Below are 25,269 nucleotides of genomic sequence, written 5' to 3'. Positions count from 1 at the left end.
TTGACCTATCTTAGTCCAGCAGCGCGCGGGCGGTCATCTCATCCGTGATCAGCCCCGACAGGCGCCCGCTGTTCAGCACCGCCCGGATCGCCGGAACCTTGTCCGTTCCGCCCGCGATGGCGACGATCCGGCTGCCTTTCGGCCCCTCCAACCCGGCGGAAAGGGTACGCAGGCTCAGCGTGGTTTCCAGCACCCGGCCCTTCGCGTCAAAGAAATGTCCCATCATTTCGCCTACGGCGCCGACGGAATTTATCTCTTCGATTTCATGCTGTTCGATCATCCCGGAAGCCACGAGCTGAGCATCCGCATCCGTCGTCCCTATACCCGCGATCTTCAGCGCCGCGCCGTTGGACAGATCGAAGATCTCGCCTACGCCGGGCTGGGCCAGCAGGATCTCGCGGTCCTTCTCGGAATTGGCGAAAAACGGCACCGGAAGCACATGCGCCTGCGCACCGGTCTTGTAGGCGAGGCTATGCATCACGTCATGCGGATTGGCCGCGTAATGCCGGGTCAACCCGCCCAACAGGGACACGAAGCGTATCCCCACCGCACCGAAGCGCGGCAATTGATGCACCGCCGCCGCCAGGGTGCGCCCATGACCAAGCCCGATCACCTCGTTTCCGCCACGCTCGATCTCGCGCCGCAAGAAACCCGCCCCGGCCAGCCCTAGCGCTCGCAGCGGTAGCCCGGCTTCTCCCAAATCGGGTGCGACTTCGCAATAATCCAATTTGTATCTGTCACTTAGCTGGTTTTCCAACATGGCGCATTCGACGATCTCACCGTCGATCGAGACCTTCACCACCCCATCCGCCACGGCCCGTGTGATCAGCCGGTGCGTCTTGACCGAGGTCAGCCCTAGCCGCTTGGCCACTGCCGCCTGCGTCAATCCGCCGACATAATGCAGCCATGCAGCCCGTATCGCGATGCTTTCGTCGGGATCGGTCCCGCCTTGTTTTGGCATGGAGTAAGACTTTCTTTTTGTTATATTTTCAGCTTGTCGGCGCCGCTGTCCAGATGCGGCGTCCAGAAGGCCACGCTTTCGGCGATTTGCCCGATCACCTCGCGGTCATTCGGTTCGCGTTCCTTGAAACTCAGTTCAAGGCAAATCTCGTTATCCACCGCCCCGCCCTCGGCGAATGCCCGCAGCAGCGGTTCGGGCTGGATATTACCCTTGGCGTTGAATTCGGCGGTGAATGGGCGATGCCCGCCCTTGTCCATAAGAGATTGCTTTATATGGATGATCGGAGACACCGGCGGCACCGCCCGAGCCCAGGCATAGGGGTCGTGATCGTCGGGATTGTCGCTGGTGACATTGCCATGATCGATATCGGCCATCATCCACATGGGCACGGCCATCCCGGCGGCACTCAATCGATCCTGCAACTCCATGCTTGCGGCGATGGTCTCGCCGAATTCACGCCCGATGCTCATTGGCTCCCAGAAAACATAATCGAGACCCGCAGCCTTGGCATGTTCTGCCACCTCTGCCCAGCAATCGATGGCGATCCGGATCAGCTCCTCGCGCCGTGCCGGGTCGTCATAGTCGCGATAGGTGAAGATCGCGAATTGCGTGCCGACGGAATGCCCGCCAAGATCCGCGATGATATCGGCAAAACCCTTGAACCAATTCACGTAATAGCGCCGCACATCGCGGTCGGGATGCCCAAAGTGATTGAGCCGCCCATAGGGTCCGGTCATGCCGCTAGTCACGCGGACCCCGGTGCGGTCAAGCGCGCGGCCCATCTGGCGGGTCAGGCGGCGTGTCACCGGGGCGGGCCATGACGGGTTGATGAATTCGTGCGTCAGTTGCAGGTCGCGGATGCGAAGATCGCGGGCGACGGTGTCGATCAGATCATCCGATTCGGCAAAGCGATTGACCAGCGGGTTGGTGTTCAGCGACAGGGTCAGGGACACGGTGATCTCCTTATGCCGCCCGAGACAGGCCGGATTGTTCGAACCATTCGGTGAATGCCGCGCGTTCGGCCTTGCTCAGATGCAGGTAATGCTTGGTCCGCCGCCAGAGGATATCCTCGGCGGTCAGCGCCCATTCCTTGCGGACTAGGTAACGCGCCTCGGCCTCGTAAAGCAGACCGCCAAAGTGCCGGCCCAGATCCTCAACGCTCAGCGCCCCTGCGACCACCTCCTTGGTGCGCGCGCCGTAAAGCCTCCCGTAATGATGCACCAGTTTGCGTGGCATCCACGGGTGCAGTTCGCGTAACAGGTTGGCATAGCTTTCATAATCGGCATTGGCGATCTCGCCGCCCGGCAGCGGTGCGGTTTCGGTCCAGTTCGGTCCCATATCCGGGAAGACCTCTTTCAACCGATGCATGCCGCGCTCTGCCAGTTCGCGGAAGGTGGTGATCTTGCCGCCGAACACGTTCAGAAGCGGTGCGCCACCGTTCCGGTCAAGGTCAAAGACATAATCCCGCGTCACTGCCGAAGGGTTGCCCTGTCCATCGTCAAACAGGGGGCGAACCCCGGAAAATGTTTCCAGAACGTCCGAGCGGCGCAGCTTTTCCTTGAAATAGCGGTTCACGGCGGCCAACAGGTATTCGATCTCGGACTCGTCGGCCTGCACCTCCTCGGCCCGGCCATCATAGGCGATATCGGTGGTGCCGATCAGCGCCTTGTCGCCCTCGTAGGGGTTGATGAAGATCACCCGCCTGTCGTGGTTCTGGACGAGATAGGCGTTACTGCCCTGCCAGAATTTCGGCACGATGATATGGCTGCCCTTGACCAGCCGGACATTGCGGCTGGAATTCGCACCGGCCACGCGCCCGATGACGTCGCTGACCCAGGGGCCTGCGCAGTTCACCACGCAGCGGGCGCGGAAGCTGCGGGTTTCGCCGGTGATCTCGCTGCGGGTCTGCACCGTCCATGCGCCATCCTCGCGCCGGGCCGAGATGCAGGGGCTGCGGGTCAGGATCTCGGCCCCTTTCTCGGCTGCATCGACGGCGTTCAGCACCACAAGGCGGGCATCGTCCACCCAGCAATCGGAATATTCGAAGCCCTTGGCATATCGATCCAGCAGGGGGGCGCCCTCGGGGTCGCGGCGCAGATCCAGCGTGCGGGTGCCCGGCAGTTTCCTGCGCCCGCCCAGGTTGTCGTAAAGGAACAGGCCAAGCCGGACCAGCCATGCCGGGCGGTCCTGCGGGCTGTGGGGCAGCACGAAACGCATCGGCCAGATGATATGCGGGGCAGAGCGCATCAGCACCTCGCGCTCGATCAGGGCTTCGCGGACCAGCCGGAACTCGTAATATTCAAGATAGCGCAGCCCGCCATGCACCAACTTGCCCGAGCGGGACGATGTGCCCTCGGCCAAATCGCCCTTCTCGCACAGCACGACCGTCAGCCCTCGGCCGGCGGCGTCACGGGCCATGCCCGCGCCATTGATCCCGCCGCCGATCACGAAAAGGTCGATCATCTCGCTGTCGGTCGTCATATCAGTCTCCTTTCGGGGTCGTCTGTGCGGCGCGGGCGCTTGCAAGCGCATCCCATGCCGGGGGGAGCGCCTGTCGTGATGCGGTGAATGCGGGAAAGAGCCGCGCATAGGCGGTGACCAGCTCGGGGTCGGGTGGCTCGGCTTCGCCCAGAAGCGGGGTGACCCATTCGCTGATGCAGGCCTCCATGTCGGGGTATGCGCCGATCGCCACTGCGGCCATCATCGCCGCCCCGGCTGCACCCGCCTCGTCGCGATCAGAGACACGCACCGGCGCGTTCAGCGAGGCTGACAGGATGCCGCGCAACCCCGGAGAGCGTGTCGCGCCGCCCGTCAGGCGCAGTTCCGAGGGCAGGGAGCCCATCGCGGCGTAACAGTCGCGCATCGCCATCCCCAATCCTTCGGCCACGGCGCGCAGCAGGTCAGGATAACGGTGATGCTGCGCAAGCCCGACAAAGCTAGCCCGCGCATTGGCATTGACGAAGGGGCCGCGTTCTCCGGCATCAGAGATATAGGGATGATAGACGATCTGGCCGGGACGGCTTGCGGCCAGCCAGCCCTCGATATGATCGACAAGGTCGCGATGGCTGACGGATCGGCCCATATCCGACATGATTCCGGCAGCCATTCCCAATGCCCAATCAAGGTTCAGCGTCGCCGCCATATTGGTCTGGACCTGCGTCACGATTCCGGGGACCGGAAGGCAGATGACGTAACCGGTGCCCTCGACGTTCAGATGCACATCCGAGGCCGCTACCGCACGCAGATGCACGCCGGTCGAGCCGACGGTCGAACAGGCCACGTCACCCGCTCCGCCATGAACCCCGGCGCCGAGCGCGGTCATGACCATGTCGACATAGCCAAGGCTGACAGGCGTTCCGGCGCGCAGCCCGGTCCGGGCGGCGGCTTCTTTGGTCAGCGGATGGGTGATCTGGCTGCCATCCACGATCTCGGGCAACAGGTTGCGGCGGTGGGTCAGGCCAAGCGCGGCAATCACTGTGTCGTCATATCGGCGGTTGCGGAAATTGCCGAAGGTGAAGCTGGCCTCTGATGGGTCGGTCGCCCGGATGCCGGTCAGGTTCAGGTAAAGCCAGTCCTTGCAATGTAGCGCGACCTCGGCCCGGTCCAGCAATTCGGGCGCGTGGAGGTCCATATGCGCCATCTGGCTGCCCTGCTGGCAGGTGTTCAGCCCGGTTCCGGTCGCCTCGAATCGCGCGCGGTTGGCAGCGCTGCCCGCCAGTCGCTCGACTGTGGGCGCGGCACGGGCATCCAGCCAGATCCATGCGTCGCCCACCGGGCCGTCCCGGCCCACCAGCCATGTGCCATCCCCCTGCGCGGTAACCGACAATGCGGCGGTGCGGGCGGCGAGATTGTCGATCCGATCGCCAAGCTGTCGCAAGGCGGCGGCGCAATCCTCCCATGTCTGATCAAGATTCTGCGTGGCCGAGCCGTCCGCTCCCGTCACATAGCGATTCGGAACGGAGGTTGTCGCAAGTTGCCGTCCTTGCAAGTCGAAGCCCACGGCCTTGATGACCGAGGTGCCTGCGTCGATGCCGATCAGAATATCAGTGCCGGGCATGGGATTCCTCTGCCGTTTCCCTGGCTTTGCCATTCATTGCTCTTCCCCTCCGCTTGGGCGTCGCCGAGTTCTTGGCGGCCCGCTAGGCTTGCGGATATTTATATATCATAATTATCTCACAGTGAATGTATTATTTTGCAGACCTAGAAATTAATTTCAGGTAATCTCGTATCAAGGAGGGGTGTGGCGTGATTCGAGGGGAATGCCGCCTGCCCTGGAGGGATAAGGTGCTATGCAAAATTTACCGAATATTGCATTGTATGTGAGGGAGGGGCCGGTGGGTAGCGGTTCCGTGGTTGCCGGTTTTGCGATCGATGGCTGCTTCTCGAGTGCGGCCGATTTCTGGGGTATATTTATCTCTATTGACTGTGATTATATCATTGTTATAGCATGAATGCCGGTTCGCGTGCGCCGAGGAGGGTGCCGCATCCGGCTTGTAGGGAGGAGATCATGCGTATGCCCAGAATATCCCGTGCCAACCGGTTCTGCGCTTGCCGCGCCGTCTCCGCCCCCAATCATTCCGAGGCTGTATCATGACCCAGAGCACCGCCCCGACCTCGTCCACCCCGGCCCCGAAAGCTCCGGCGTCCTCGCGGCGCGGGTTGATCGTCAGCCTTGCGTTCGCCGCTGCTGTAGCCGTTGGCATCGTAGTCGACACAACTGTCGTACAGATCGGTTCCGAAGCCGATGCCCGTCAGCAGGCCTTCTCGCCCGATAGCTATGGAGAAGGGGAGTTCCCGCGCATTCAGGCTTTCGTACAGGAAAATGCCGTCGATGCCGCCACCTTGGCCCCTGCCGTGCTGGCCGACAAGAACGCGGCCGCCGAAGAATACGGCACCCCCGCCTCGACCGGGGCGATCTTGCCAGTCACGGTGACGGGCGTTGTGGGTGAGGGCAAGTCCGGGGTGTATACGCTGACCGCCGAAGGGGTGTCCGAAGAGATCACCGTCCGCGTCCAGACCGGCCCGGCCATCAACGGCACCGAGTTGCGCGACGCGCCGGGCGATATCGCCTTTGGCCAGTTCAAGAACCAGATCGAATACCAGGACGCGGGCTCTGCCATCAACCGCGCCATGAAAGCTGCCGTTCTGGACGGGATCGATACTGCCGGCCTGTCGGGTAAGACCATCACCGTCACCGGTGCATTCCGGTTGATCAACCCAAAGAACTGGATGATCACCCCCGTCGCGCTGGAGGTAAAATGAGCCCCGAAGCCCCCATCCCCGACGCGCGCCCCGACCTGCAGGAGGTCGTGCTTGCCGCCCGCAATGTCGCCAAGTCCTATGGCAATGTCCACGCGCTGAAAGGTGTGAACTTCGACATCCATCGCGGCCAGGTCACCACGCTGTTCGGTGAAAACGGTGCCGGTAAATCGACGCTGATGAAGGTCCTTTCAGGTGTGATCCAGCCGACTTCCGGCGAAATCATCCTTGATGGCCAGCCCGTAACTTTCGGCAATGCAGCCGGTGCCCGCGACCTCGGCATCTCGATCATCCACCAGGAACTGTCGCTGGCTCCGAACATGACGGTGCGCGACAATATCTTCATGGGGCGCGAGATCAGAACCACCACCGGCGTCGATTTCTCCGAGGAAGAACGGCAGACCCGAAAGCTGATGGAAGAGCTTGAAGAGGATATCGACCCGCTGACTCCGGTTGAGGAACTGCGCCTCGGTCAGCAGCAGATCGTCGAGATCGCCCGCGCCCTGTCGGTCAATAGCCGCATCCTGATCATGGACGAGCCGACCTCGGCGCTTTCGGCCAGCGAGGTCGAGGTGCTGTTCAAGGTGATCCGCGATCTGACCGCAAAGGGCGTGTCGATCGTCTATATCTCGCATCACCTGGAAGAAGCGCTGACCATCACCGATCACGCGGTGGTACTGCGCGACGGCAACATGACGGCCTATGCGCCGCGCGCCGAGATCGACCTGGAATGGATCGTTCGCAACATGGTGGGCGAGAATTACGATCTGGGTTCCCCGCCAGAAGGCTATGACAAGGGCGAGGTCGCATTGTCGATCCGCAACCTGTCGGTCCCGGACGCTTCTGGTGTCGATCTGGTGGACGGGATGTCCCTGGATGTCCGCGCGGGCGAGATCGTTTGCATCTATGGACTGATGGGGGCGGGGCGGACCGAATTGCTGGAGGCTGTCGCCGGGCGATTGAAGGCCACCAGCGGCGAGATCGTGCTGGAAGGCCGCGAAGTGTCGCATCTGTCCATCGGCGAGCGGATCGCGCGCGGTCTGGCACTGGTGCCCGAGGATCGCCAGCGCGACGGGCTCGTGCAGACCATGAGCGTCGGGCAGAACCTGTCGCTTGCCTCGATCCGCAGCTTCACCCGTGGGCTGTTCACGCAGACCCGCGCCGAGAAGGCGCTGATCGGCGACAGCATCCGCGAGGTGACCGTCAAGACCGATGGCCCTGACGCGTCTATAGGTTCGCTGTCGGGCGGCAACCAGCAGAAGGTGGTGATCGGCAAGATACTGGCCACGAAACCCCGCGTCATCATGCTGGACGAACCGTCGCGTGGCATCGACATCGGTGCCAAGGCCGAGGTGTTCAGACTGCTGGCCGAGGGGGCGAAACAAGGGCTTGCGGTGCTCTACTCGACCTCGGAGGTCGGCGAGTGCCTGTCGGTCGCGCATCGGATCATCGTCATGCACAAGGGCCATGTCTCGGCCGAATTCGATTCCACCGTCACCAAGGAAGAGATCATGGCCGCCTCGGGCGAGTCCGTGGCCGCCTGAAGAACGAGAGCGAGAGGGAATTACCCCATGTCGGATACCACAACGAACCGCGCCTCGGACGGACAGGCGAAGAAACTCGATATCGCCCGCCTGCTGCTGGAGGGGCGGGCCTTCTTCGCGCTGATCCTGATCATCGCGGTGTTTTCGCTGATGTCGCCGAATTACTTCACCATCGGCAACTTCCTGATCATGTCCAGCCATGTGGCGATCTATGGTCTGCTTGCCATCGGCATGCTTCTGGTCATCCTGAGCGGCGGCATCGACCTGTCCGTGGGCTCGATCCTCGCATTGGCGGGCGTCAGCGCCGGCGCGATGATGCAGGGGATCGAGTTGCAGGCTATGGGCGTGATCTTCTATCCGCCGGTCTGGGCCGTCGTCGTGCTGACCTGCGTGCTGGGGGCGCTGGTCGGGGCGGTCAACGGTGTGCTGGTCTCGATCTTCAAGGTCCCGGCCTTCGTCGCCACGCTTGGCGTCATGTATGTGGCCCGCGGCATCGCGCTGCTGATGACCAACGGCCTGACCTATAACAACCTGTCGGGGCGGCCAGAACTGGGTAATACAGGCTTCGACTGGCTCGGCTTCAACCGCATCGCGGGCATCCCGATTTCGGTGCTGGTGCTGGCGGCGATGGCGATCATCGCCGGGTTGATGCTGTCGCGGTCGTCCTTCGGGCGCTGGCTCTATGCCTCGGGCGGCAATGAACGCGCCGCCGAACTGTCGGGCGTGCCGACCCGCCGGGTCAAGATCACCGTCTATACGCTGTCGGGCGTCCTTTCGGCCATTGCCGGGCTGGTCCTGTCCTCGCAACTTACCTCGGCTGGACCCACTGCGGGCACCACCTATGAGCTGACGGCCATAGCCGCCGTGGTGATCGGGGGTGCGGCCCTGACCGGTGGCCGTGGCACCGTGCGCGGCACCATGCTGGGGGCTTTCGTGATCGGTTTCCTGTCGGACGGGCTCGTGATCATCGGCGTGTCCTCCTATTGGCAGACCGTCTTTACCGGCGCCGTGATCGTGCTGGCCGTGCTGATGAACTCGCTGCAATACGGGCGCGGCGGCCGCAAGAGCTGACGCTCCGGGAATCATCGCCCGGGCAATGGCAAGCCCGGGCGCCACCCCCTGTCCGGTAAAACGGCAGAACCACCAACCCGAAGGGAGAGAGACAATGATGAAGATGACGCGCCGCCTTATGCTGGCCGCCACCGCAAGCCTGCCGCTGATGGCAGGCTCGGCATGGGCCGAAGGACTGATGACGATTATCGTCAACGATCCGGCAAACCCCTATTGGTTCACCGAGGGCGAGGTCGCAAAGGCGACCGCCGAAGAACTGGGCTATGAGGCCAATGTCGCCGCGCATAAAGGCGATACCAATACCGAAAGCACCTTGATCGACACCGCGATCACCAACCAGTCGGCGGCGATCATCCTCGATCCGGCCAATGCCGATGGCTCGGTCGGTGCGGTCAAGAAGGCCGTCGATGCGGGCATCCCTGTCTTCCTCGTCAATGCCGAGATCAACCAGGAAGGTCTCGCCGAGGCGCAGCTTGTCTCGAACAATGCGCAGGGTGCGGCACTTGGCGCGCAGGCATGGGTCGAGGCTGTGGGTGACAGTGGCAGCTATGTCGAACTGTTCGGCGCGCCTTCGGACAACAACGCCGCGACTCGCTCGAACGGTTTCGAGACGGTGCTGACCCAGTATCCGGACCTGGAAAAGGCCGATCAGGAGGTCGCCAACTGGGATCGCACCCAGGGCTATCAGAAGATGCAATCCATGCTGCAGGCTAATCCCGACATCATCGGGGTGATCTCGGGCAATGACGAGATGGCGCTTGGCGCCATCGCCGCGCTGAAAGAGGCGGGCAAGCTGGATCAGGTCAAGGTCGGCGGTTTTGACGGCTCTCCCGATGCGGTCGAGGCGGTCAAGGCCGGCGAGATGCAATATACCGTCCTGCAGCCCGTTGCGGTCTTTTCCGAAGAGGCGGTCCGCCAGGCCGACAATTTCATCAAGAACGGTGAAACCGGCGTCGAGATGGAGAAGCAGCTTTTCGACTGTATCCTGATCACCGCAGACAATGTCGATCAGATGACTTCGCCCTTCGTGCTTGAACAGTGACGGGCAGGGGGCGCGGTTAGCTGCGCCCCTTTCCCTTCCGGCGGGTCAGGCTATCCTGTTATGGCATTGCCACCGGATGACGGGCAGGAGAAAGACGCATGACAGACAGCCCGGATCAGGCCCCGATAGAACGGCTTGTCACTGATGACCTGCCCAGTGACAGCCGCCAGGCCCGCCAGATCGCCCGTCGCCAGATGATCGCCGAGGCGGTCATGGCCGAGGGCACGATGCGGATCGAGGACCTGACCGAGCGTTTCGGCATCAGCCTGATGACCGCCCATCGCGACCTGGACGACCTCGCCAGCCGGGGGCTCTTGCGCAAGACGCGCGGCATCGTCTCTGCCGCCCCCACCAGCCTGATCGAGGCCAGCGACGCCTATCGCGACACGAGGCAGGCCGCCGAGAAATCCGCCATCGCCGCCGCCGCCGCCCGGATCATCGAGCCAGGGCAGGCGGTGTTCTTCGACGATTCCACCACCGTGTTCCGCATGGTCCCGCATCTGGCCGCCAAGGTGCCGCTGACTGCCATCACCAATTCCATCGCCCTGATGAACGCGCTCAAGGATATTCGTGATCTCACCTTGCTGGGGCTGGGCGGACAGTTCCATCATTGGTGCAACGCATTCATGGGGCCCGGCACCACTGCCGAGATCCGCCGCCTGCGGGCCGATCTGGTCTTCCTGTCGATGTCCGCGATTACCGATGGAATGGTTTTCCATCAAAGCCCGGACATGGTCGAAACCAAGCGCGCCATGTTTGACAGCGCCGCCAAGCGCGTGCTGCTGGCCGATCACACGAAATTCGAGCGCCGCGCCCTCCATGCCATGGAGCCGTTGGAAAAATTCGATCTGGTCATCGTGGACGACGGCACGCCCCCGGCGCTGATCGAACAGATGAAATCGCGGGATATCGATGTGATGCTGGCCAGCCCCGAACGCACCGGTTGACCCGGCGCGTTCGACAAGACCGCGTCAGGCGGTCCCCCGATGGGTCAGCGCCGCCTCGACCCCGCGCAGTTCGGCCAGCCCCTTGAGGCGCCCGATGGCCGGGTATCCCGGCTGCCCCCCGCGGCCGATATCGTCAAGAATGTCCTGCCCGTGATCTGGCCGCATCGGGATCGCCGCATCCGCGCGGCCGGTCTTGCGCCGCCGTTCCTCCTCGCGCAGAACCGAGGCGACCAGCGCCACCATGTCGGTCTGACCACCCAGATGTTCGTCCTCGAAGAAAGAGCCGCGGATCGCATCGCCATCGCGCCGGACATTGCGCAGATGCAGGAAATGCACCCGCGCGCCAAAGCGCTCCATCATGCCGGGAAGGTCGTTATCGGGACGCGCGCCCAGTGAACCCGAGCAGAGCGTGATCCCGTTCGCGGACAGATCGACGGCGGCAAGGCGCTCGGCGTAATCGGCCTCGGTGGACATGACGCGGGGCAGGCCGAGCAGGCCGAAGGGCGGATCGTCGGGATGACAGCACAGCCGCACGCCAATCTCTTGCGCGACGGGGGCGACCTGTTCGAGAAAATCATGGAAATTCCGGCGCAGCACCTCGTCGGTTACGGGCGCATAGCTGTCCAGAAGATCACGCACATCCTGCAGGCTGAAATTCTCCGCCGCTCCGGGTAGACCGAAGACCACATTCCCGGCCAATTGCTCGCGCCGCGCTTCGTCCATGGCAGCAAACCGGCGGGCAGCCTCGTCGCGGATATCCTCGGGGAAATCCTCGGCGGCGCCTGCGCGCTTGAGGATATGGATGTCGAAAGCCGCGAAATCGGTGAAATCGAAGCGCATGCAGGTCGCACCATTTGGCCGCCGCCATGCCAGGTCCGTGCGGGTCCAGTCCAGCACCGGCATGAAGTTGTAGCAGATCACCTCGATGCCCGCCGCCTTCAGGTTCCGCATCGAGGCGATCCAGTTCTCGACATGCGCGCGCCAGTCTCCGCTTTGCGTCTTGATCGCCTCGCTGACCGGCAGGCTCTCGACCACCTCCCATTTCAGGCCGGATGGCGTGCCATCCTTCATCGCGGCGATCTGCCCTTGCCGCATTGCGATTTCCTCGGGCGTCCAGAGCGCGCCGCTTTGAACATGATGCAGCGCGGTCACCACGCCCTGCACCCCGGTCTGCATCATGTCATCGATGGATACCCGATCATTCGGTCCGAACCACCGCCAAACATGTCTCATCTCATTCTCCTCAACGCAGCGGATCGCAGATGCCGGATCCGCTCTTCTTCTTTGCCCAAATACCTTCCGGGGTTGCCGTCAGGCGCGCCGCCGGTTCTAGAGAACCACCGGCGACGGGGGCAGACAGCCCCCGGCCGTTTTATGCCGCGAAATCCAGTTGCACCTTGACCGCCCGGGCCCGATCCCCGGCCAGGTCGAAGGCCCGCACAGCCTCGCGCGCGGGCAGTACCTTCGTCACCATCGGCGACAGGTCGATCCTACCCTTGGAGATCATATCGACGGCATCTGCAAATTCTCTGTCGAAACGATGGGTGCCGAAAAACCGCAGTTCCTTGCCGACGATCAGGTTGAGGGGCAGCGGAACCGTCCCGCCGACGCCGATTTGCACCACGCTGCCCTGCGGACGGGTAACGCCGATCGCCTGCGCGATGGCGTGCTGATTGGCGGAACATTCCAGAACCACGTCGATCCGGCCCTTGCCGGTTGCGTATTCGGCCAGCCCGTCGGGTTTCCGCGCCACGTTTACCACCCGGTGGGCTCCCATTTCTTCGGCAATCCCCAATGTGAAATCCTGCACATCGGTCACGATCACCTCTTCCGCCCCTTGCAGGCGGGCCAACGCGGTACAGATCGCCCCGATCGGTCCGGCACCGGTGATCAGCACGCGCTGCCCCTCCAGCGAAGGCGCCAGGGACAGCGCGTGCAGGCAGACCGCCAGAGGTTCCGCTCCTGCCGCGGCCTCTGCCTCGACGTGATCGGGCAAGGGCAGGCACTGCGCCACGGGATGGGCCAGCCGGGTGCGGAACAGTCCGTTTTCATGCGGCAGCCGCATGGCAGAGCCGTTAAACCGCATCTCGATGCAATGCCGCTCCTGTCCTGCCTGGCAGAATGCGCATTCTCCGCAAGGGCGCGAAGGCGACAGCGCGACCAACTGCCCCGGCTTGAGCGGCGAACCCGCAGGTGCAGCCTCGATCACCCCGGCGGCCTCGTGGCCCAGGATGATCGGTTCGCGGACCCGGACGGGGCCAAATCCACCATCGTGATAATAATGCAGGTCCGATCCGCAGATGCCTCCCCGAAGCACGCGGACCACCGCCATGTCGGGCGTGGCATCGGGTTCGGGCAGATCTTCAATGCGCAGATCATGGGCCGCATGCAGGCGGCAGGCGAGGTCGTTCATGTCATTTGTCCATCAGGGAAGGCAGCCAGGTGCTGATTGCCGGGATATAAGAGACCAGCAGCAGCACGAGGATATTGGTTATCAGATAGGGAACCAGCGCCCGGATCACCGGTGCCAGCGGCAGCCGTGCGATATTCGCGCAGACGAACATGCAGACCCCGACCGGAGGCGTGGTCAGCCCGATCATCAGGTTCAGCACCGCGAATACCGCGAAATGCAGCGGATCGACTCCGACAGCCTGCGCCAGTGTCATCAGCGGCACGAACAGGATGATGAGGGCGGCGATGGTCTCCATGAACATGCCGACGATCAGCAGCACGACATTGATCAGCAGGATCACGAGGAACCGGTTGTCTGTCACCGACAATACGCCGTTCGCGATCATCTGCGGAATCTGCTCGCTGACCAGGATCCAGCCAAACACATTGGCCGTGCCCACCAGCGCCAGGATTCCCGCCGAACTGATCGCGCTGTCGATCAGGATTCCCGGCACCCGGACCAGAGGCAATTCGCGATAGATGAAGGCACCCACGACGACGGCATAGATCGAGGCGACGACGGCGGTCTCGGTCGGCGTGACATAGCCCGACAGCATCCCGCCCACGATCAGCGCGGTCATTGCCAGTGCCCAGAAGGCGCCAAGGAAGGATATACCCAATTCTCGCCATCCCTGCCACGCCTGGCGCGGGAAATCGCGGCGCACCGCGATGATATAGGTGGTGATCATCATCGCGCCGCCCAGCATCAGGCCGGGCACCGCCCCGGCGATGAACATCTTGCCGACCGAGATCCCGGCCAGCGAGCCCACGATGATCATCGGCACCGATGGCGGAATGATCGGCCCGACGGTCGAGGATGCCGCCGTCACCGCAGCCGAGAAATCCGCCGGATAGCCCGCCTTCTTCATGCCGGGGATCATCATCCCCCCGATCGAGGCCGCATCCGCGACCGCCGTGCCGGAAATGCCCCCGAACAGCATCGACGAGGCGACATTGGTCTGCGCCAGCCCGCCGCGGATCCAGCCCACCAGCGCCTGTGCGAAACGGATGATCCGCCCGGTGATTCCGCCGCCATTCATCAGGTTGCCCGCAAGGATGAAGCCCGGAATGCACAGCAACACGAAGCTGTCCATCCCCGCATACATCTTTTGCGGGATCACCACCAAAGGCATGCCGTTCCACAACAGGTAAGCCGCCGAGGAAAGTCCAAGTGTGATCGCCACGGGCAGACCGATGACAAGTCCCAGAAGAAATGTCAGTCCAAGGATCGCGAGGCTCATTCGAACTCTCCCTTCAGGTTTTCAGGCCGCCCATCGCTCGCGCCGGTCAGCATCCCGACACCGCGCAGCAAGGCCGCCAGCGCCAGCACCGCCAAAAGCAAAAGCACGCTGCCATGCGCGTAATTCATCGGCATGCCCATGGCCGGAGAGGTCTGCATCGCGCCGATCCGGGTAAAATGCATCGCAGGACCGATCACGAGCAGGCAGAAGACCAGAACCAGTCCCGCCGAGATGAGCCGCGAAAGCCATGACAGACGCCCCGGCAAGCTCTCGCTGACCAGGTCGACATTGACCAGATCGCCGGTCAAAAGCGCCAGCCCGGTCCCGAAGCCCGCCAGATAGAGCAGGGCGAACCGCGTCAGTTCCTCGGTCCAGACCGGCGAGGCGCCGACAAAGCCGCGCCCGACCACCTGCACGGTGACGGCGGTGATCAGCACCATGAAGGAAACCCCGGTGCCCAATCGCAAAAAGGTCCGCATCCAGCGGATCAAGATGGTCATGCTTCCTCCATGGCAAATCTAGCCTTCGGATCGTCAAGCTTGAAAAAATCCGGGCGGCCGGCTCCGATACCGGCCGCCCGCAGGATCAGCTCTGGGCGGCGAACAGCTCTTCGACCACCGGCTTGATCTCGTCGCCGACATTGGCCAGCACGGCGTCCTTGGCCTGAGCCGCAAAAGCTGCCTTGTCGCTGTCGACGAAGGTCATGCCCTTGTCCTGCAAGCTCTTGGTCAGACGATCCTCGTCGGCCAGGAACAGCTCGCGCTCATATTGCTGCGCGGTCTCGGCGGCCTGCGTCACGGCCTCCTGGTCCTCGGCGGACAGGCGGCCCCATGTCATCTCCGAGATGGTCAGGTAGATCCATGACCGCACATGCTCGGTCTTGTTGACGAATTTCTGCACCTCGTTGAAATTCGCCGACTCGATCAGCGCCAGCGGGTTCTCCTGCGCGTCGATCGTGCCGTTCTGCAGCGAAGTGAAGACTTCGCTGAAGGCCATCGGCGTCGGCTGCGCGCCAAGCGCTTCCCATGTTTTCACGAAAAGCGGCACATTCGGCACGCGCAGCTTCAACCCGTTCAGATCCTCGGGCGTCATCACCTCGCGGTTCGAGGTCAGGTTGCGTGGCCCGCGCGCGAAATAGGCGATGGGACGGATCTGGGCCTTGGCAAGGATTTCTTCCTTGATCTGCGTGCCGATATCACCCGCCGCGACCTCGTCCATCTGCTCCAGCGTCAGATAGGCATAGGGAACCGCCAGCAGCGCCGCCATCGGCGCCCAGTTCTGCAGGCTCTCGCCGGTGATCGTCATGTCGGCGGTGCCAAGCTGCATGCCGTTGATCAAGTCGATCTCCTTGCCAAGCGATTCATTGGGGAAAACCTGGACCTCGACGCGGCCTTCGGTCAGCCTGGCGACTTCCTCGCCGAATTTCAGCGACGCCTTGTGCCAGCTGTTTTCCTCGTTCGCCAGGTGACCCAGCTTGATCGTCACATCGGCGGCATGGGCGCGGATCGCCGGCGTGGCCAGCAGGCTGGCCCCGGCCAGGGCGGTGAATTGACGGCGGTTCAGTTTCATGAGGACTCCTCCTGTTTCATTCCGTGAAGAATTCGGGTTTGGCGGCAGCGATCTCGGGCAGGTCGTTCAGCACTTCGCGCAGATGCAGGCGCATCGCCTGCTCCGCGGCATCCGTGTCGCCCTCGCGCAGCGCCTGCACGATGGCCCCGTGCTGCTCGATCAGCTTCTGGTGATCAAAGACCCGCGCGGTGATATAGCGCAACCGGTTCATCTGGGATTTCAGCCCTTCCAGGACATCCCAGACATCGCCATGCCCCGCCGCAACGGCGAGGCTGTGATGGAACCTGTCGTCCAGCGCGATGAAGGCTTCGACATCCTGTTTCTCGCTTGCGTCCCGCTGTGCGGCAAGCTGCTCGTCCAACTGGTCAAGCAGGGCATCGCCGGGATGGGCCGAGACCATGCGGATCAGGTCGCTCTCCACCGCCTCGCGGATCAATCGTGCCGAGAGCACGGCCTTGATCGAGATCCGGTCGATGAAGGTGCCACGCTGTGGGCGCACCTCGGCCAGCCCGGTGGCGGTCAGACGAATAAAGGCTTCGCGCACCGGCTGCCTGCTGACCCCCGCCTGATGCGCGATCTCGGTCTCGCTGAGGCGTGCGACGGGTTCCAGTTCGCCGCGAAGTATGCGGCCATGCAGCCAGGCATAGACCTGCTGCGCCGTCGAGTTCCCCGATGTGACGATGTTGATCTGATCCACGGTGGCCTCCCTGGTGAACATTATTATACCATACTTCCATACAAGTCAATCGGGAGCGATGGGATTGCGTCCCGCGATGGCCGGGGGGCTGTCTGCCCCCCGGCACCCCCCGAGGATATTTGCATGAAGAAGAGAGGGCGCGTCATTTTCATCGCAGTCCGATCTAGTATGTTTTTCGTACTGGATTTGGCGCGCCGGTTCTGGGTTCGGGTCGCCGAGGTCTCTTCTTTCGCGCGAATGCGGGTGAATCGCCGCGCAACGCGCGCTGCCGGTGTACGTTCTGTGTACGAACTGTGCACATTCGGTGTACGGGTTGTGCAGCCAGATTCCCAGCATTTGCTGGGTAAAACGCCTGCGTGTTGTGGGCTGTGCCGATGCAACGCGCGCAAGTGTTGCATCTGCTTCCTGTGGGAGATCACATTGTTCGGATTGTTGCCGGACTATGGCTGCAGTGCCAGTCGAAGCAGAGCCCAACGGGCGGCATCCGCGACCGCCTCATCGGGGTCGTTCACGAGTGGCCTTGCGGCCTCCGCCAATCTCGGCTCTTCGGAATTTCCTATTGCATAAAGGACGTTACGGACAAAGCGATCGCGCCCGATCCGCTTGATCGGACTGCCGGAAAACCGGGCCCGGAACCCGGCATCGTCCAGAAGGGCGAGTTCTTCCAGCGGCGGTGCCTCGACAATGCCGCGATATCGCATCTCGGTTCCGGCCTGCGCGAACTTGTTCCAGGGGCAGACGGCAAGGCAATCGTCGCAGCCATAGATCCGGTTGCCCATCAATTCCCGCAGCTCAAGGTCCACCGGCCCCTTGTGCTCGATCGTCAGGTAAGAGATGCACCTTCGCGCATCCAGTTGAAATGGCGCGGGAAATGCGTTTGTCGGGCAGATGTCCAGGCAGGCGCGGCACGACCCGCAATGCTCGGCTTCCGGCTCGTCCACGGGCAGTTCCAGCGTAGTGAAGATCGCCCCGAGGAAGAACCAGCTTCCCAGGTCCCGCGACAGCAGATTGGTATGCTTGCCCTGCCAACCCAACCCCGCCGCCTCGGCCAGGGGCTTCTCCATCACCGGGGCTGTATCGACGAAGACCTTGATTTCATGGCCTTGTTCTTGCTCCAGAAGCCATCTGCCCAAGCGTTTGAGCCGTTTCTTGACCAGGTCGTGATAGTCCTTGCCCTGCGCGTAGACACTGATCGCGGCCCGGTCCGGCTGCTCCAGGACTGCCAGCGGATCGTGATCCGGCGTGTAAAGCTCTGCCAGCATGATTACCGACCGCGCTTCGGGCCAAAGCGCCGCCGGATCGCCCCGCCAATGCGTGCGTTCGGCCATCCAGTTCATCTGCCCGTGCCTGCCAGCTTCAAGAAACGATTGTAATCGCTGAGCAATTTCCGGCACCGCATCTGGCGCTGTCACCCGCATCCTGGCAAAGCCGATTGCCTCGGCCTCGGCAGCGAGATCGGCCTTGATCTTCGTCTTTGTGGAAGTCACCGGAGGGTCGCCGGTTGGTGCGCTATCGGTCCGGGAACCGGCCGACGACCGGGGCTGCCCCCCGGCCGTCGCGGGGCGCGCCCCGCGTCCCTGGGGCTTATCCGAAGTCCAGCTCGGCATAATGCGGAGACGGATGTATTCCCGGAACTTGATCGGCCAGAACCGGGCGGAAGGCCGGGCGCGACTTGATCGTCGCATACCAGTCCCGCACCATCTCTGAGCGGTCCCAATCCACGTCCGAGATGTAATCCAGGCAGGAAAAATGCGCCGCCGCTGTGAAATCGGCAAGCGAGAGCGTGTTTCCGGCCAGCCAGCGACGCGCTTCCAGCAAGCTGGTCAGGTAATCGATATGCTCCTTGATGGCCCTGAGGCCATCCTTGACCACGCGACTGTCCGGATATCCCGACCGCATGATCTTCTTCCAGACGCGCTCCTCCATGATGGGGCGCGTCACCTCGGCGTTGAACTTGTCGTCGAACCAGGCGCAAAGCCTGCGCACCTCGTGCCGTTCCATCGGGGTCTGCGGCATCAGGGACGGGTTTGGCACCGTTTCGTCCAGGTATTCGATGATTGCCTGACTTTCGGCCAACATGTTGCCGCGATAGCGCAGGACGGGCAGCTTGCCTGCCGGGTTGCGGCGTTTCAGATCGGGGGGGCTTTCCCAATACCGCTCCTCTACCAGTTCCACCTCGATCTTCTTCTCTGCCAGAACCAGCCGCACCTTGCGGCAAAAGGGCGACAGCATCGAATGGTAAAGTCGCGTGGTCTGCGTATTGTTGTTCATTGGCTGCTCGAGACCTCTTTGTTGCGCAACGACATCTTGATAAGGCTGTGGCAGCGTTGTTTCAACCTGATGAGCGTCTAAAGGCAATCGGCGCGCCCGTCCCGGGCAATCGTGGCCGCGCCATCGGCAATCGACCGCGAACGGCGCGACGCCTGATGCGGGTTCCGGGATTTCGGGGCGGGCAGGATCGCGGACAGTCTTGCTGCCTGCACGGGGGTCAGCTTGTCCGGCGTCGTGCCGTAATACTCACGCGCCGCGGCCCCCACGCCGAAGATGCCCGGCCCGAATTCGGCGATGTTCAGATAGACTTCGAGAATCCGCTGCTTGGACCAGAGGGCCTCGATCAGCGGTGTAAAGGCGGTTTCCAGCAGTTTGCGTGCCCAGCTTCGATTTTGCCACAAGAATACGTTCTTGGCCGTCTGCTGGCTAATGGTCGAGGCTCCGCGTGAGCTGCCAGAGGCGACGACTTTGCGAATTTCGGTCATGTCGAAACCCCAATGCCGGCAGAAATTCGCGTCCTCGGCCGCGACGACCGAGCGCCGCATGACAGGCGCGATCTCCCCTATATCCGCCCAGTCACGGGGCTTGATCGGGTGGCTGCGGGACTCGGCCACGATGGTCCATGTGGTCGGCGGGTTCACCAGGCCATAGATCGCCACCAGCACTGCCATCAGCAGGAAAACGCGCAACAGAAACCAGCGAAGCCAGATGGCTAGCCGGCGCAGGGGGCGCCAGCGCGTGCGCTTGGCTCCCGTTTCGGCGGTTTCTGGCGCAGGGGTTTTGAACAGCAGGCGCAGGATCATGATCGGGCTTTGTCACGCTCTTTGCCGTGCAGTCAAGCATCGGGTTCCGGATTGAAGAATGCGGCCGGGAAGGCCGCATTCAGGATTTGCGTTATTTCCGCTATTTACTCTGCCGGAACAGCGTTTGCGTCATCGACCGCTTCGATCGGATGAGGCAGATGCGGAAGCATCTCTTTCGGGCAAACCTGCAGGAAATTCGCCTTTTCGCGATCCCAGTTCTGCAGGATATCCTCTGCCCGGCGAGACATCGTCTCCTGGTGATGACGCTCGATCAGGGCTTTCAGTTCGGCCTCCCAGTGATCCTGCGTGACCGGGCACATCACCAGAGTTTCCGGGTTGATATAATCGCGCGCCAGGCCTTCGGGATCATAGAGATAGGCCATGCCGCCCGTCATGCCCGCCCCGAAATTCGCACCGATCCGGCCAAGAATCACCGCGATGCCGCCGGTCATGTATTCGCAGCCATTGCTGCCGCAACCCTCGATCACCACGCGCGCGCCGCTGTTGCGGACGGCGAAACGCTCTCCGGCGCGGCCGGCGGCGAACAGGTAGCCGTCGGTGGCGCCGTAAAGGACCGTGTTGCCGATGATGGTGTTGTCGGCGGCGGTCAGCGGCGAAGCCATGGGAGGGCGCACCGTGATAGTGCCGCCCGACAGGCCCTTACCGACATAGTCGTTGGCATCGCCCGAGACTTCCAGCTTCAATCCCGGAGCGGCGAATGCGCCCAGGGATTGTCCGGCGCTGCCGGTCAGGCGAACGGTCAGATGATCGGGTTGCAGATTGTTCCGCATCCCGAATTTCTGCACGATCATGCTGGATGTCCGTGTGCCAATCGTCCGCAGCGTGTTCCGCACCGCATAGGAGAGCTGCATCTTCTCGCCATCGGAGAAGAACCGCTCGGCATCGCGGATGATTTCGGCATCCAGCGTGTCCATTACCGCGTTGCGGGGCTTGGACCGGTCATAGACGATCTTGTCCCAGCCATCGACGGTGATCAGCAGCGGGTTGAGGTCGAGATCGTCCAGATGCGCGGCACCACGGCTGACCTGCGTCAGCAGATCGGCGCGGCCGATCACCTCGTCGAGGCTGCGCGCCCCGATGGAGGCCAGGATCTCGCGCACTTCCTGCGCATAGAAGGTGATCAGGTTCACCACCTTGTCGGCGCTGCCAGTGAACATGGCGCGCAGTTTCTCGTCCTGCGTACAGACGCCGACGGGGCAGGTGTTCGACTGGCACTGGCGCACCATGATGCAGCCCATGGCGATCAGGGCGGCGGTGCCGATGCCGTATTCCTCGGCCCCCATCATCGCGGCCATGACGATGTCCCGCCCGGTGCGCAACCCACCATCGGTGCGCAGCGTCACACGTTCGCGCAGCCGGTTCATGGCGAGAACCTGATGCGCCTCGGTTAGGCCCATCTCCCATGGCAGGCCGGCGAATTTCACCGAGGTTGCCGGGCTGGCACCCGTGCCGCCATTATGGCCCGAGATCAGGATGACATCGGCCTTGGCCTTGGCCACGCCCGCCGCGATGGTGCCGACTCCGCTGGACGCCACCAGCTTGACGGTGATCTTGGCGCGCGGGTTGATCTGCTTCAGGTCATAGATAAGCTGCGCCAGATCCTCGATCGAATAGATGTCGTGATGCGGCGGCGGCGAGATCAGCGTCACGCCGGGGGTCGAATGCCGAAGCTTGGCGATAAGCTTGGTCACCTTCATGCCGGGAAGCTGACCGCCTTCGCCGGGTTTGGCACCCTGCGCGACCTTGATTTCCAGCTCTTCGCAGGCGTTCAGGTATTCGGCGGTGACACCGAAACGGCCCGAGGCGACCTGCTTGACCTTGGCACAGGGATTGTCGCCATTCGGCAGCGGATGACTATGCGCTGGATCCTCGCCCCCCTCGCCGGAATCGGATTTCGCGCCGATCCGGTTCATGGCGATGTTCAGCGTCATATGTGCCTCGGGAGACAGGGCGCCCAGGGACATGCCTGGCGTCACGAAGCGCTTGCGGATCGAGGTGATCGATTCGACCTCTTCGATGGGCACCGGCTTGCCGAGCGGCTTCATGTCCAGAAGGTCGCGGATATGGATCGGCGGGTTCGCCCGCATCGCCGCGCTGAACTGTTTCCAGATGTCGTAGGAGGCCTTTTCGCAGGCCATCTGCAACATCTTCATCGTATTGGCTTCCCAGGCATGTTTCTCGCCCGTGCGGCGCAGCTTGTAGAAGCCGCCCACCGGCAGCAATTCGACATTGTCGGCATGCCAGCCCTTGTGGTGGATATCCTCCAGCTTGTCTTGCAGCCCGTGCAGGCCGATACCGCTGATCCGGCTTTGCATGCCAGGGAAATACTCGGCCACCATGGCGCGGGACAGACCCACGGCCTCGAAATTAAGCCCGCCACGATAGGAGGACAGCACCGAGATCCCCATCTTGGCCATGATCTTGAGCAGACCGGCATCTATGGCGTCGCGGTAACGGCGCATGTTGTCGATCAGGCTGCCTTCCAGCAAACCACGCTCGATCCGGTCATTGATCGAATCCTGCGCGAGATAGGGGTTCACCGTTGTCGCCCCGGCACTGATCAGTACCGCGAAATAATGCGGATCGATGCATTCGGCGGAGCGGACATTGATCGAACAGAAGGTGCGCAGGCCCTTGCGCGTCAGCCATGAATGCACCGCGCTTGTGGCAAGGATCATCGGCATGCCGATCCGATCCGAGCCCTGATGCTCATCCGTCAGAACCAGATGGCCGGCACCCGAGCGCACGGCATCCTCGGCCTCGGCCCTGATCCGGGCCAGTCCCTCTCCAAGAGCGTCCTGCCCGGCACCATCGGCGAAGCTGCAGTCGATATAGGTGACGGCATCGCCGAACATCTTGCACAGCTCGGCATATTCGCCATTGGCGATGAACGGGCTTTCGAGGATCAGGATCTCGGTTTGGGACGAGCTTTCGTCAAGCACGTTCTTGAGATTGCCGAACCGGGTCTTGAGGCTCATCACCCGCGTTTCGCGCAGGCTGTCGATGGGCGGGTTCGTCACCTGGCTGAAATTCTGCCGGAAGAAATGGCTCATCGGCCGATATTGTTTGGACAGAACGGCGGGCGGGGTGTCATCGCCCATCGAGGCGATTGCCTCCTTGCCATCCTCGGCCATGGGCGCGAGCACATGCTCCAGCTCTTCCATCGTGTAACCGGCGGCGACCTGGCGGCGGCGCAACTCGTCTCCGGAGTAACGGTGCTCCTCGGGAAGTTCGCGCATGATGTCGTTCAGATCTTCGACCTTTTCGAGCCATTCGCCGAAAGGCTGGCTTGCGGCCAGGCGATCCTTGATCTCGGTATCATGGTAAAGCTTGCCGTCCCACATATCGACGGCGATCATTTGTCCCGGCCCGAGCGCACCCTTTTCGCGAACACTGCCCTCGTTGATCGGCACCATGCCGACCTCGGAGCCCGCAATCAGCAGGTTGTCACCGGTCACGACATAGCGCATCGGCCGCAGCCCGTTGCGATCCAGCCCGCCGCAGACCCAACGGCCATCGGTCATCGCCAGAGCGGCAGGGCCGTCCCACGGTTCCATCACCGAGTTGCAATAGGCATACATGTCGGCCCATGGCTTGGGCATGTCGGTCGTCGCCTTGGACCAGCTTTCCGGGACCAGCATTGTCTTGGTCATCGGCGCGGAACGGCCAGAACGCACCATCACCTCGAACACGGCATCCAGGGCCGCTGAGTCCGACGATCCCGCCGGCACGATCGGCTTGATATCCTCGGCCATCTCGCCGAAGGCAGACGAGGCCATGCGGATTTCATGGCTGCGCAGCCAATTGACATTGCCTTTCAGCGTATTGATCTCGCCATTATGGGCGAGCATGCGGAAAGGCTGCGCCAGCCACCATTGCGGGAAGGTATTGGTCGAATAGCGCTGGTGATAGATCGCGAACGAGGACTCGAAGCGCTCGTCCTTGAGATCGGGATAGAACTCCGCGACCTGCTCGGCCAGCATCATGCCCTTGTAGATGATCGAGCGGCAGGAGAGCGAGCAGAAATAGAGCTGTGGCACCTGCGCCGCGATCGCGGCCTTCTCGATCCGGCGGCGGATGATGTAGAGTTCGCGTTCGAACTGGACGTGATCGATATCCTTTTCGCAGCGGATCAGGATCTGTTCGATCTCGGGGCGGGTGGCATTGGCCTTGTCGCCAAGCACCGCAGTATTTACCGGGACATGCCGCCAGCCATAGATATAGTGGCCCATCCGCAGAACCTCGGATTCCACGATGGTCCGGCAGGATTCCTGGGCGGCGAAATTCGTGCGCGGCAGAAAGACCTGGCCGACGGCGATCAGCTTGTCGTTGTCGGGCTCGTGTCCGGTGCGTCGGATCTGGTCATAGAAGAACGGCACCGGGATCTGCACATGGATGCCTGCGCCGTCACCGGTCTTGCCATCAGCGTCCACTGCGCCGCGATGCCAGATCGCTTTCAATGCGTCGATGCCGTTCTGCACGACCTGGCGGCTTGGCTTGCCGTCGAGATCAACCACGAAACCCACGCCGCAAGAGGAATGCTCGTCTTCCTGCCGGTAAAGGCTGTTCTCGGCCATCCAGTCGCGGCGGGCCTGTTCATCTGCTTGCCAATCCTTGCTCATAGCTGGGCCCTTTCATGATTGATCTGCGCCAATATCTGGCCGCAGTCGAATTGTGGGGTGGTTTCGCCGAAACCTTTCTCCCCCGGGAAACTGAAGAGGGCGGGGCTGTCATTCGTTTCCTGCCGCTGCCCGGTCCAGTCGCTTTGTGTCTCTATGCCGCCGAAAAAGCGGCCCATCGCGCGATTGATGAATTGCTGGCCCGACCGTTCGATCAGCACCTCGCCATTGGCGTCGGTGGTGGTCAATTCGAACCGGGTCTTTTCCAGCTTGATCCCATCGACGGTAACCGTCTCGCCGGTCAGTTCGTCATGGCCGACATGATGCAACCGTTCCCCGGTATTGGATTCTGTCCAGAAGTCGAAATCATCATGGCCAGTCTCGATCAGGGTGCTGAAGCTGGCGTGATCCTTGGCCTCGTCGACCAGCCGGTCTTCGATGCCGGAATCCGGATCGCGGCTTTCGATCCAGCGTGTTTCGGAATCGATCCGCGAGATATGGGTCGGCCCGTCCTCGTTGAAGATCGCGCTGCGCTGATGCCCATCCGGGTCCGCTTCGCAGCGATAGATCTGGCTGACCGTGCAGCCGCGATTTTGCACAGTCACCTCGAGTTTGCAGCCTTGGGGCGGCGTGAAGGTGCCGGCATGGCCGGGCAGGGCACCCAAAGGCAATGCCGCGGCCAATGTCAGAAGGGACAGTATAAGCACCCCTTTCTGGGGCCGCCGCGAGTCTTGTGCGATATCGGCGCAGGCTTTGTGTTCCATGGTCACAGC

Annotated in this window: 20 protein-coding genes; 5 read left to right on the top strand and 15 right to left on the bottom strand. The window is 62.5% G+C overall.

Annotated features, from left to right (window positions below; genetic code table 11):
- Positions 1–10: 10 nt before the first annotated feature.
- Genes JHX88_RS17265 through JHX88_RS17250 form a run of 4 tightly spaced genes read right to left on the bottom strand, consistent with a single transcriptional unit; the run spans position 11 to position 5,018 of the window.
- Entirely contained in the window at positions 11–961 is a 951-nt protein-coding gene (locus JHX88_RS17265) for a sugar-binding transcriptional regulator (RefSeq protein ID WP_076524939.1), read from the bottom strand.
- 20 nt (positions 962–981) lie between these two features.
- Positions 982–1,914, bottom strand: coding sequence for a sugar phosphate isomerase/epimerase family protein (locus tag JHX88_RS17260; RefSeq protein WP_076524937.1), 933 nt, complete (start codon positions 1,912–1,914; stop codon positions 982–984).
- A 10-nt stretch (positions 1,915–1,924) separates the two neighbouring features.
- Positions 1,925–3,442, bottom strand: coding sequence for a glycerol-3-phosphate dehydrogenase (locus tag JHX88_RS17255; protein WP_076524936.1), 1,518 nt, complete (start codon positions 3,440–3,442; stop codon positions 1,925–1,927).
- Between the two features lies 1 nt (position 3,443).
- Positions 3,444–5,018 (bottom strand): FGGY-family carbohydrate kinase, encoded by a 1,575-nt coding sequence (locus JHX88_RS17250; protein WP_076524935.1) that lies wholly within the window; start codon positions 5,016–5,018, stop codon positions 3,444–3,446.
- 533 nt (positions 5,019–5,551) lie between these two features.
- Between JHX88_RS17250 and JHX88_RS17245 the strand changes: the two genes are divergently transcribed.
- From JHX88_RS17245 to JHX88_RS17225, 5 genes are all read left to right on the top strand, one after another.
- Positions 5,552–6,223, top strand: a complete 672-nt coding sequence (locus tag JHX88_RS17245) for a DUF2291 family protein (RefSeq protein WP_076524933.1) — start codon at positions 5,552–5,554, stop codon at positions 6,221–6,223.
- Positions 6,220–7,764 carry a sugar ABC transporter ATP-binding protein gene (locus tag JHX88_RS17240; protein WP_076524931.1) on the top strand — a complete coding sequence of 515 codons (1,545 nt, stop codon included), beginning with the start codon at positions 6,220–6,222 and terminating at the stop codon, positions 7,762–7,764. Before JHX88_RS17245 ends, JHX88_RS17240 begins: the two co-directional genes overlap by 4 nt.
- A gap of 27 nt (positions 7,765–7,791) precedes the next feature.
- Positions 7,792–8,835, top strand: coding sequence for an ABC transporter permease (locus tag JHX88_RS17235; RefSeq protein ID WP_076524929.1), 1,044 nt, complete (start codon positions 7,792–7,794; stop codon positions 8,833–8,835).
- Positions 8,836–8,929: 94 nt separating this feature from the next.
- Positions 8,930–9,877 (top strand): D-ribose ABC transporter substrate-binding protein, encoded by a 948-nt coding sequence (locus JHX88_RS17230; RefSeq protein ID WP_076524927.1) that lies wholly within the window; start codon positions 8,930–8,932, stop codon positions 9,875–9,877.
- A gap of 98 nt (positions 9,878–9,975) precedes the next feature.
- Positions 9,976–10,824, top strand: coding sequence for a DeoR/GlpR family DNA-binding transcription regulator (locus JHX88_RS17225; protein WP_076524925.1), 849 nt, complete (start codon positions 9,976–9,978; stop codon positions 10,822–10,824).
- Positions 10,825–10,848: 24 nt separating this feature from the next.
- On the opposite strand, the gene uxuA is transcribed toward JHX88_RS17225, so the two are convergent.
- The 11 genes from uxuA to JHX88_RS17170 form a co-directional block, all read right to left on the bottom strand.
- Positions 10,849–12,057 (bottom strand): mannonate dehydratase, encoded by a 1,209-nt coding sequence (gene uxuA, locus JHX88_RS17220; protein WP_076524923.1) that lies wholly within the window; start codon positions 12,055–12,057, stop codon positions 10,849–10,851.
- Between the two features lie 139 nt (positions 12,058–12,196).
- Positions 12,197–13,237, bottom strand: a complete 1,041-nt coding sequence (locus JHX88_RS17215; RefSeq protein ID WP_076524921.1) for an L-idonate 5-dehydrogenase — start codon at positions 13,235–13,237, stop codon at positions 12,197–12,199.
- A gap of 1 nt (position 13,238) precedes the next feature.
- The gene (locus JHX88_RS17210; protein WP_076524918.1) at positions 13,239–14,516 is read right to left on the bottom strand and encodes a TRAP transporter large permease; all 1,278 of its coding nucleotides are present in this window, start codon (positions 14,514–14,516) and stop codon (positions 13,239–13,241) included.
- Positions 14,513–15,016: a TRAP transporter small permease gene (locus JHX88_RS17205; RefSeq protein ID WP_076524916.1), complete on the bottom strand. Its 504-nt coding sequence runs from the start codon at positions 15,014–15,016 to the stop codon at positions 14,513–14,515. Before JHX88_RS17205 ends, JHX88_RS17210 begins: the two co-directional genes overlap by 4 nt.
- An 85-nt stretch (positions 15,017–15,101) precedes the next feature.
- Positions 15,102–16,085: a TRAP transporter substrate-binding protein gene (locus JHX88_RS17200; RefSeq protein WP_076524914.1), complete on the bottom strand. Its 984-nt coding sequence runs from the start codon at positions 16,083–16,085 to the stop codon at positions 15,102–15,104.
- A 16-nt stretch (positions 16,086–16,101) separates the two neighbouring features.
- Positions 16,102–16,782 carry a GntR family transcriptional regulator gene (locus JHX88_RS17195; RefSeq protein ID WP_272848081.1) on the bottom strand — a complete coding sequence of 227 codons (681 nt, stop codon included), beginning with the start codon at positions 16,780–16,782 and terminating at the stop codon, positions 16,102–16,104.
- Positions 16,783–17,222: 440 nt separating this feature from the next.
- Positions 17,223–18,200 carry a tRNA epoxyqueuosine(34) reductase QueG gene (gene queG / locus JHX88_RS17190; protein ID WP_272848279.1) on the bottom strand — a complete coding sequence of 326 codons (978 nt, stop codon included), beginning with the start codon at positions 18,198–18,200 and terminating at the stop codon, positions 17,223–17,225.
- A gap of 166 nt (positions 18,201–18,366) precedes the next feature.
- Positions 18,367–19,053: an FtsZ-binding protein FzlA gene (gene fzlA / locus JHX88_RS17185; protein WP_076524910.1), complete on the bottom strand. Its 687-nt coding sequence runs from the start codon at positions 19,051–19,053 to the stop codon at positions 18,367–18,369.
- A gap of 77 nt (positions 19,054–19,130) precedes the next feature.
- Positions 19,131–19,856: a monofunctional biosynthetic peptidoglycan transglycosylase gene (gene mtgA / locus JHX88_RS17180; RefSeq protein WP_076524909.1), complete on the bottom strand. Its 726-nt coding sequence runs from the start codon at positions 19,854–19,856 to the stop codon at positions 19,131–19,133.
- Positions 19,857–19,960: 104 nt separating this feature from the next.
- Positions 19,961–24,499, bottom strand: coding sequence for a glutamate synthase large subunit (gene gltB, locus JHX88_RS17175; RefSeq protein ID WP_076524907.1), 4,539 nt, complete (start codon positions 24,497–24,499; stop codon positions 19,961–19,963).
- Complete coding sequence (locus JHX88_RS17170) at positions 24,496–25,260, bottom strand: hypothetical protein (RefSeq protein WP_084203007.1); 765 nt, start codon at positions 25,258–25,260, stop codon at positions 24,496–24,498. Before JHX88_RS17170 ends, gltB begins: the two co-directional genes overlap by 4 nt.
- Between the last annotated feature and the right edge of the window lie 9 nt (positions 25,261–25,269).

The sequence above is a fragment of the Paracoccus saliphilus genome (assembly GCF_028553805.1).
In the GTDB taxonomy this organism is placed as follows: Bacteria; Pseudomonadota; Alphaproteobacteria; order Rhodobacterales; family Rhodobacteraceae; genus Paracoccus; species Paracoccus saliphilus.
Note: the sequence above shows the minus strand (reverse complement) of the source record. Positions and strands in the feature narration are given on the sequence as shown.

Excerpts from the sequence above, each read along its gene's own strand:
- JHX88_RS17170 (WP_084203007.1), bottom strand. The coding sequence starts at position 25,260 with ATGGAACACAAAGCCTGCGCCGATATCGCACAAGACTCGCGGCGGCCC.
- JHX88_RS17200 (WP_076524914.1), bottom strand. The coding sequence starts at position 16,085 with ATGAAACTGAACCGCCGTCAATTCACCGCCCTGGCCGGGGCCAGCCTG.
- JHX88_RS17230 (WP_076524927.1), top strand. The coding sequence starts at position 8,930 with ATGATGAAGATGACGCGCCGCCTTATGCTGGCCGCCACCGCAAGCCTG.
- JHX88_RS17215 (WP_076524921.1), bottom strand. The coding sequence starts at position 13,237 with ATGAACGACCTCGCCTGCCGCCTGCATGCGGCCCATGATCTGCGCATT.
- JHX88_RS17205 (WP_076524916.1), bottom strand. The coding sequence starts at position 15,016 with ATGACCATCTTGATCCGCTGGATGCGGACCTTTTTGCGATTGGGCACC.
- JHX88_RS17240 (WP_076524931.1), top strand. The coding sequence starts at position 6,220 with ATGAGCCCCGAAGCCCCCATCCCCGACGCGCGCCCCGACCTGCAGGAG.
- JHX88_RS17225 (WP_076524925.1), top strand. The coding sequence starts at position 9,976 with ATGACAGACAGCCCGGATCAGGCCCCGATAGAACGGCTTGTCACTGAT.
- mtgA (WP_076524909.1), bottom strand. The coding sequence starts at position 19,856 with ATGATCCTGCGCCTGCTGTTCAAAACCCCTGCGCCAGAAACCGCCGAA.
- JHX88_RS17235 (WP_076524929.1), top strand. The coding sequence starts at position 7,792 with ATGTCGGATACCACAACGAACCGCGCCTCGGACGGACAGGCGAAGAAA.
- JHX88_RS17250 (WP_076524935.1), bottom strand. The coding sequence starts at position 5,018 with ATGCCCGGCACTGATATTCTGATCGGCATCGACGCAGGCACCTCGGTC.
- queG (WP_272848279.1), bottom strand. The coding sequence starts at position 18,200 with ATGCGGGTGACAGCGCCAGATGCGGTGCCGGAAATTGCTCAGCGATTA.
- JHX88_RS17265 (WP_076524939.1), bottom strand. The coding sequence starts at position 961 with ATGCCAAAACAAGGCGGGACCGATCCCGACGAAAGCATCGCGATACGG.
- JHX88_RS17255 (WP_076524936.1), bottom strand. The coding sequence starts at position 3,442 with ATGACGACCGACAGCGAGATGATCGACCTTTTCGTGATCGGCGGCGGG.
- fzlA (WP_076524910.1), bottom strand. The coding sequence starts at position 19,053 with ATGAACAACAATACGCAGACCACGCGACTTTACCATTCGATGCTGTCG.
- JHX88_RS17210 (WP_076524918.1), bottom strand. The coding sequence starts at position 14,516 with ATGAGCCTCGCGATCCTTGGACTGACATTTCTTCTGGGACTTGTCATC.
- gltB (WP_076524907.1), bottom strand. The coding sequence starts at position 24,499 with ATGAGCAAGGATTGGCAAGCAGATGAACAGGCCCGCCGCGACTGGATG.
- JHX88_RS17245 (WP_076524933.1), top strand. The coding sequence starts at position 5,552 with ATGACCCAGAGCACCGCCCCGACCTCGTCCACCCCGGCCCCGAAAGCT.
- uxuA (WP_076524923.1), bottom strand. The coding sequence starts at position 12,057 with ATGAGACATGTTTGGCGGTGGTTCGGACCGAATGATCGGGTATCCATC.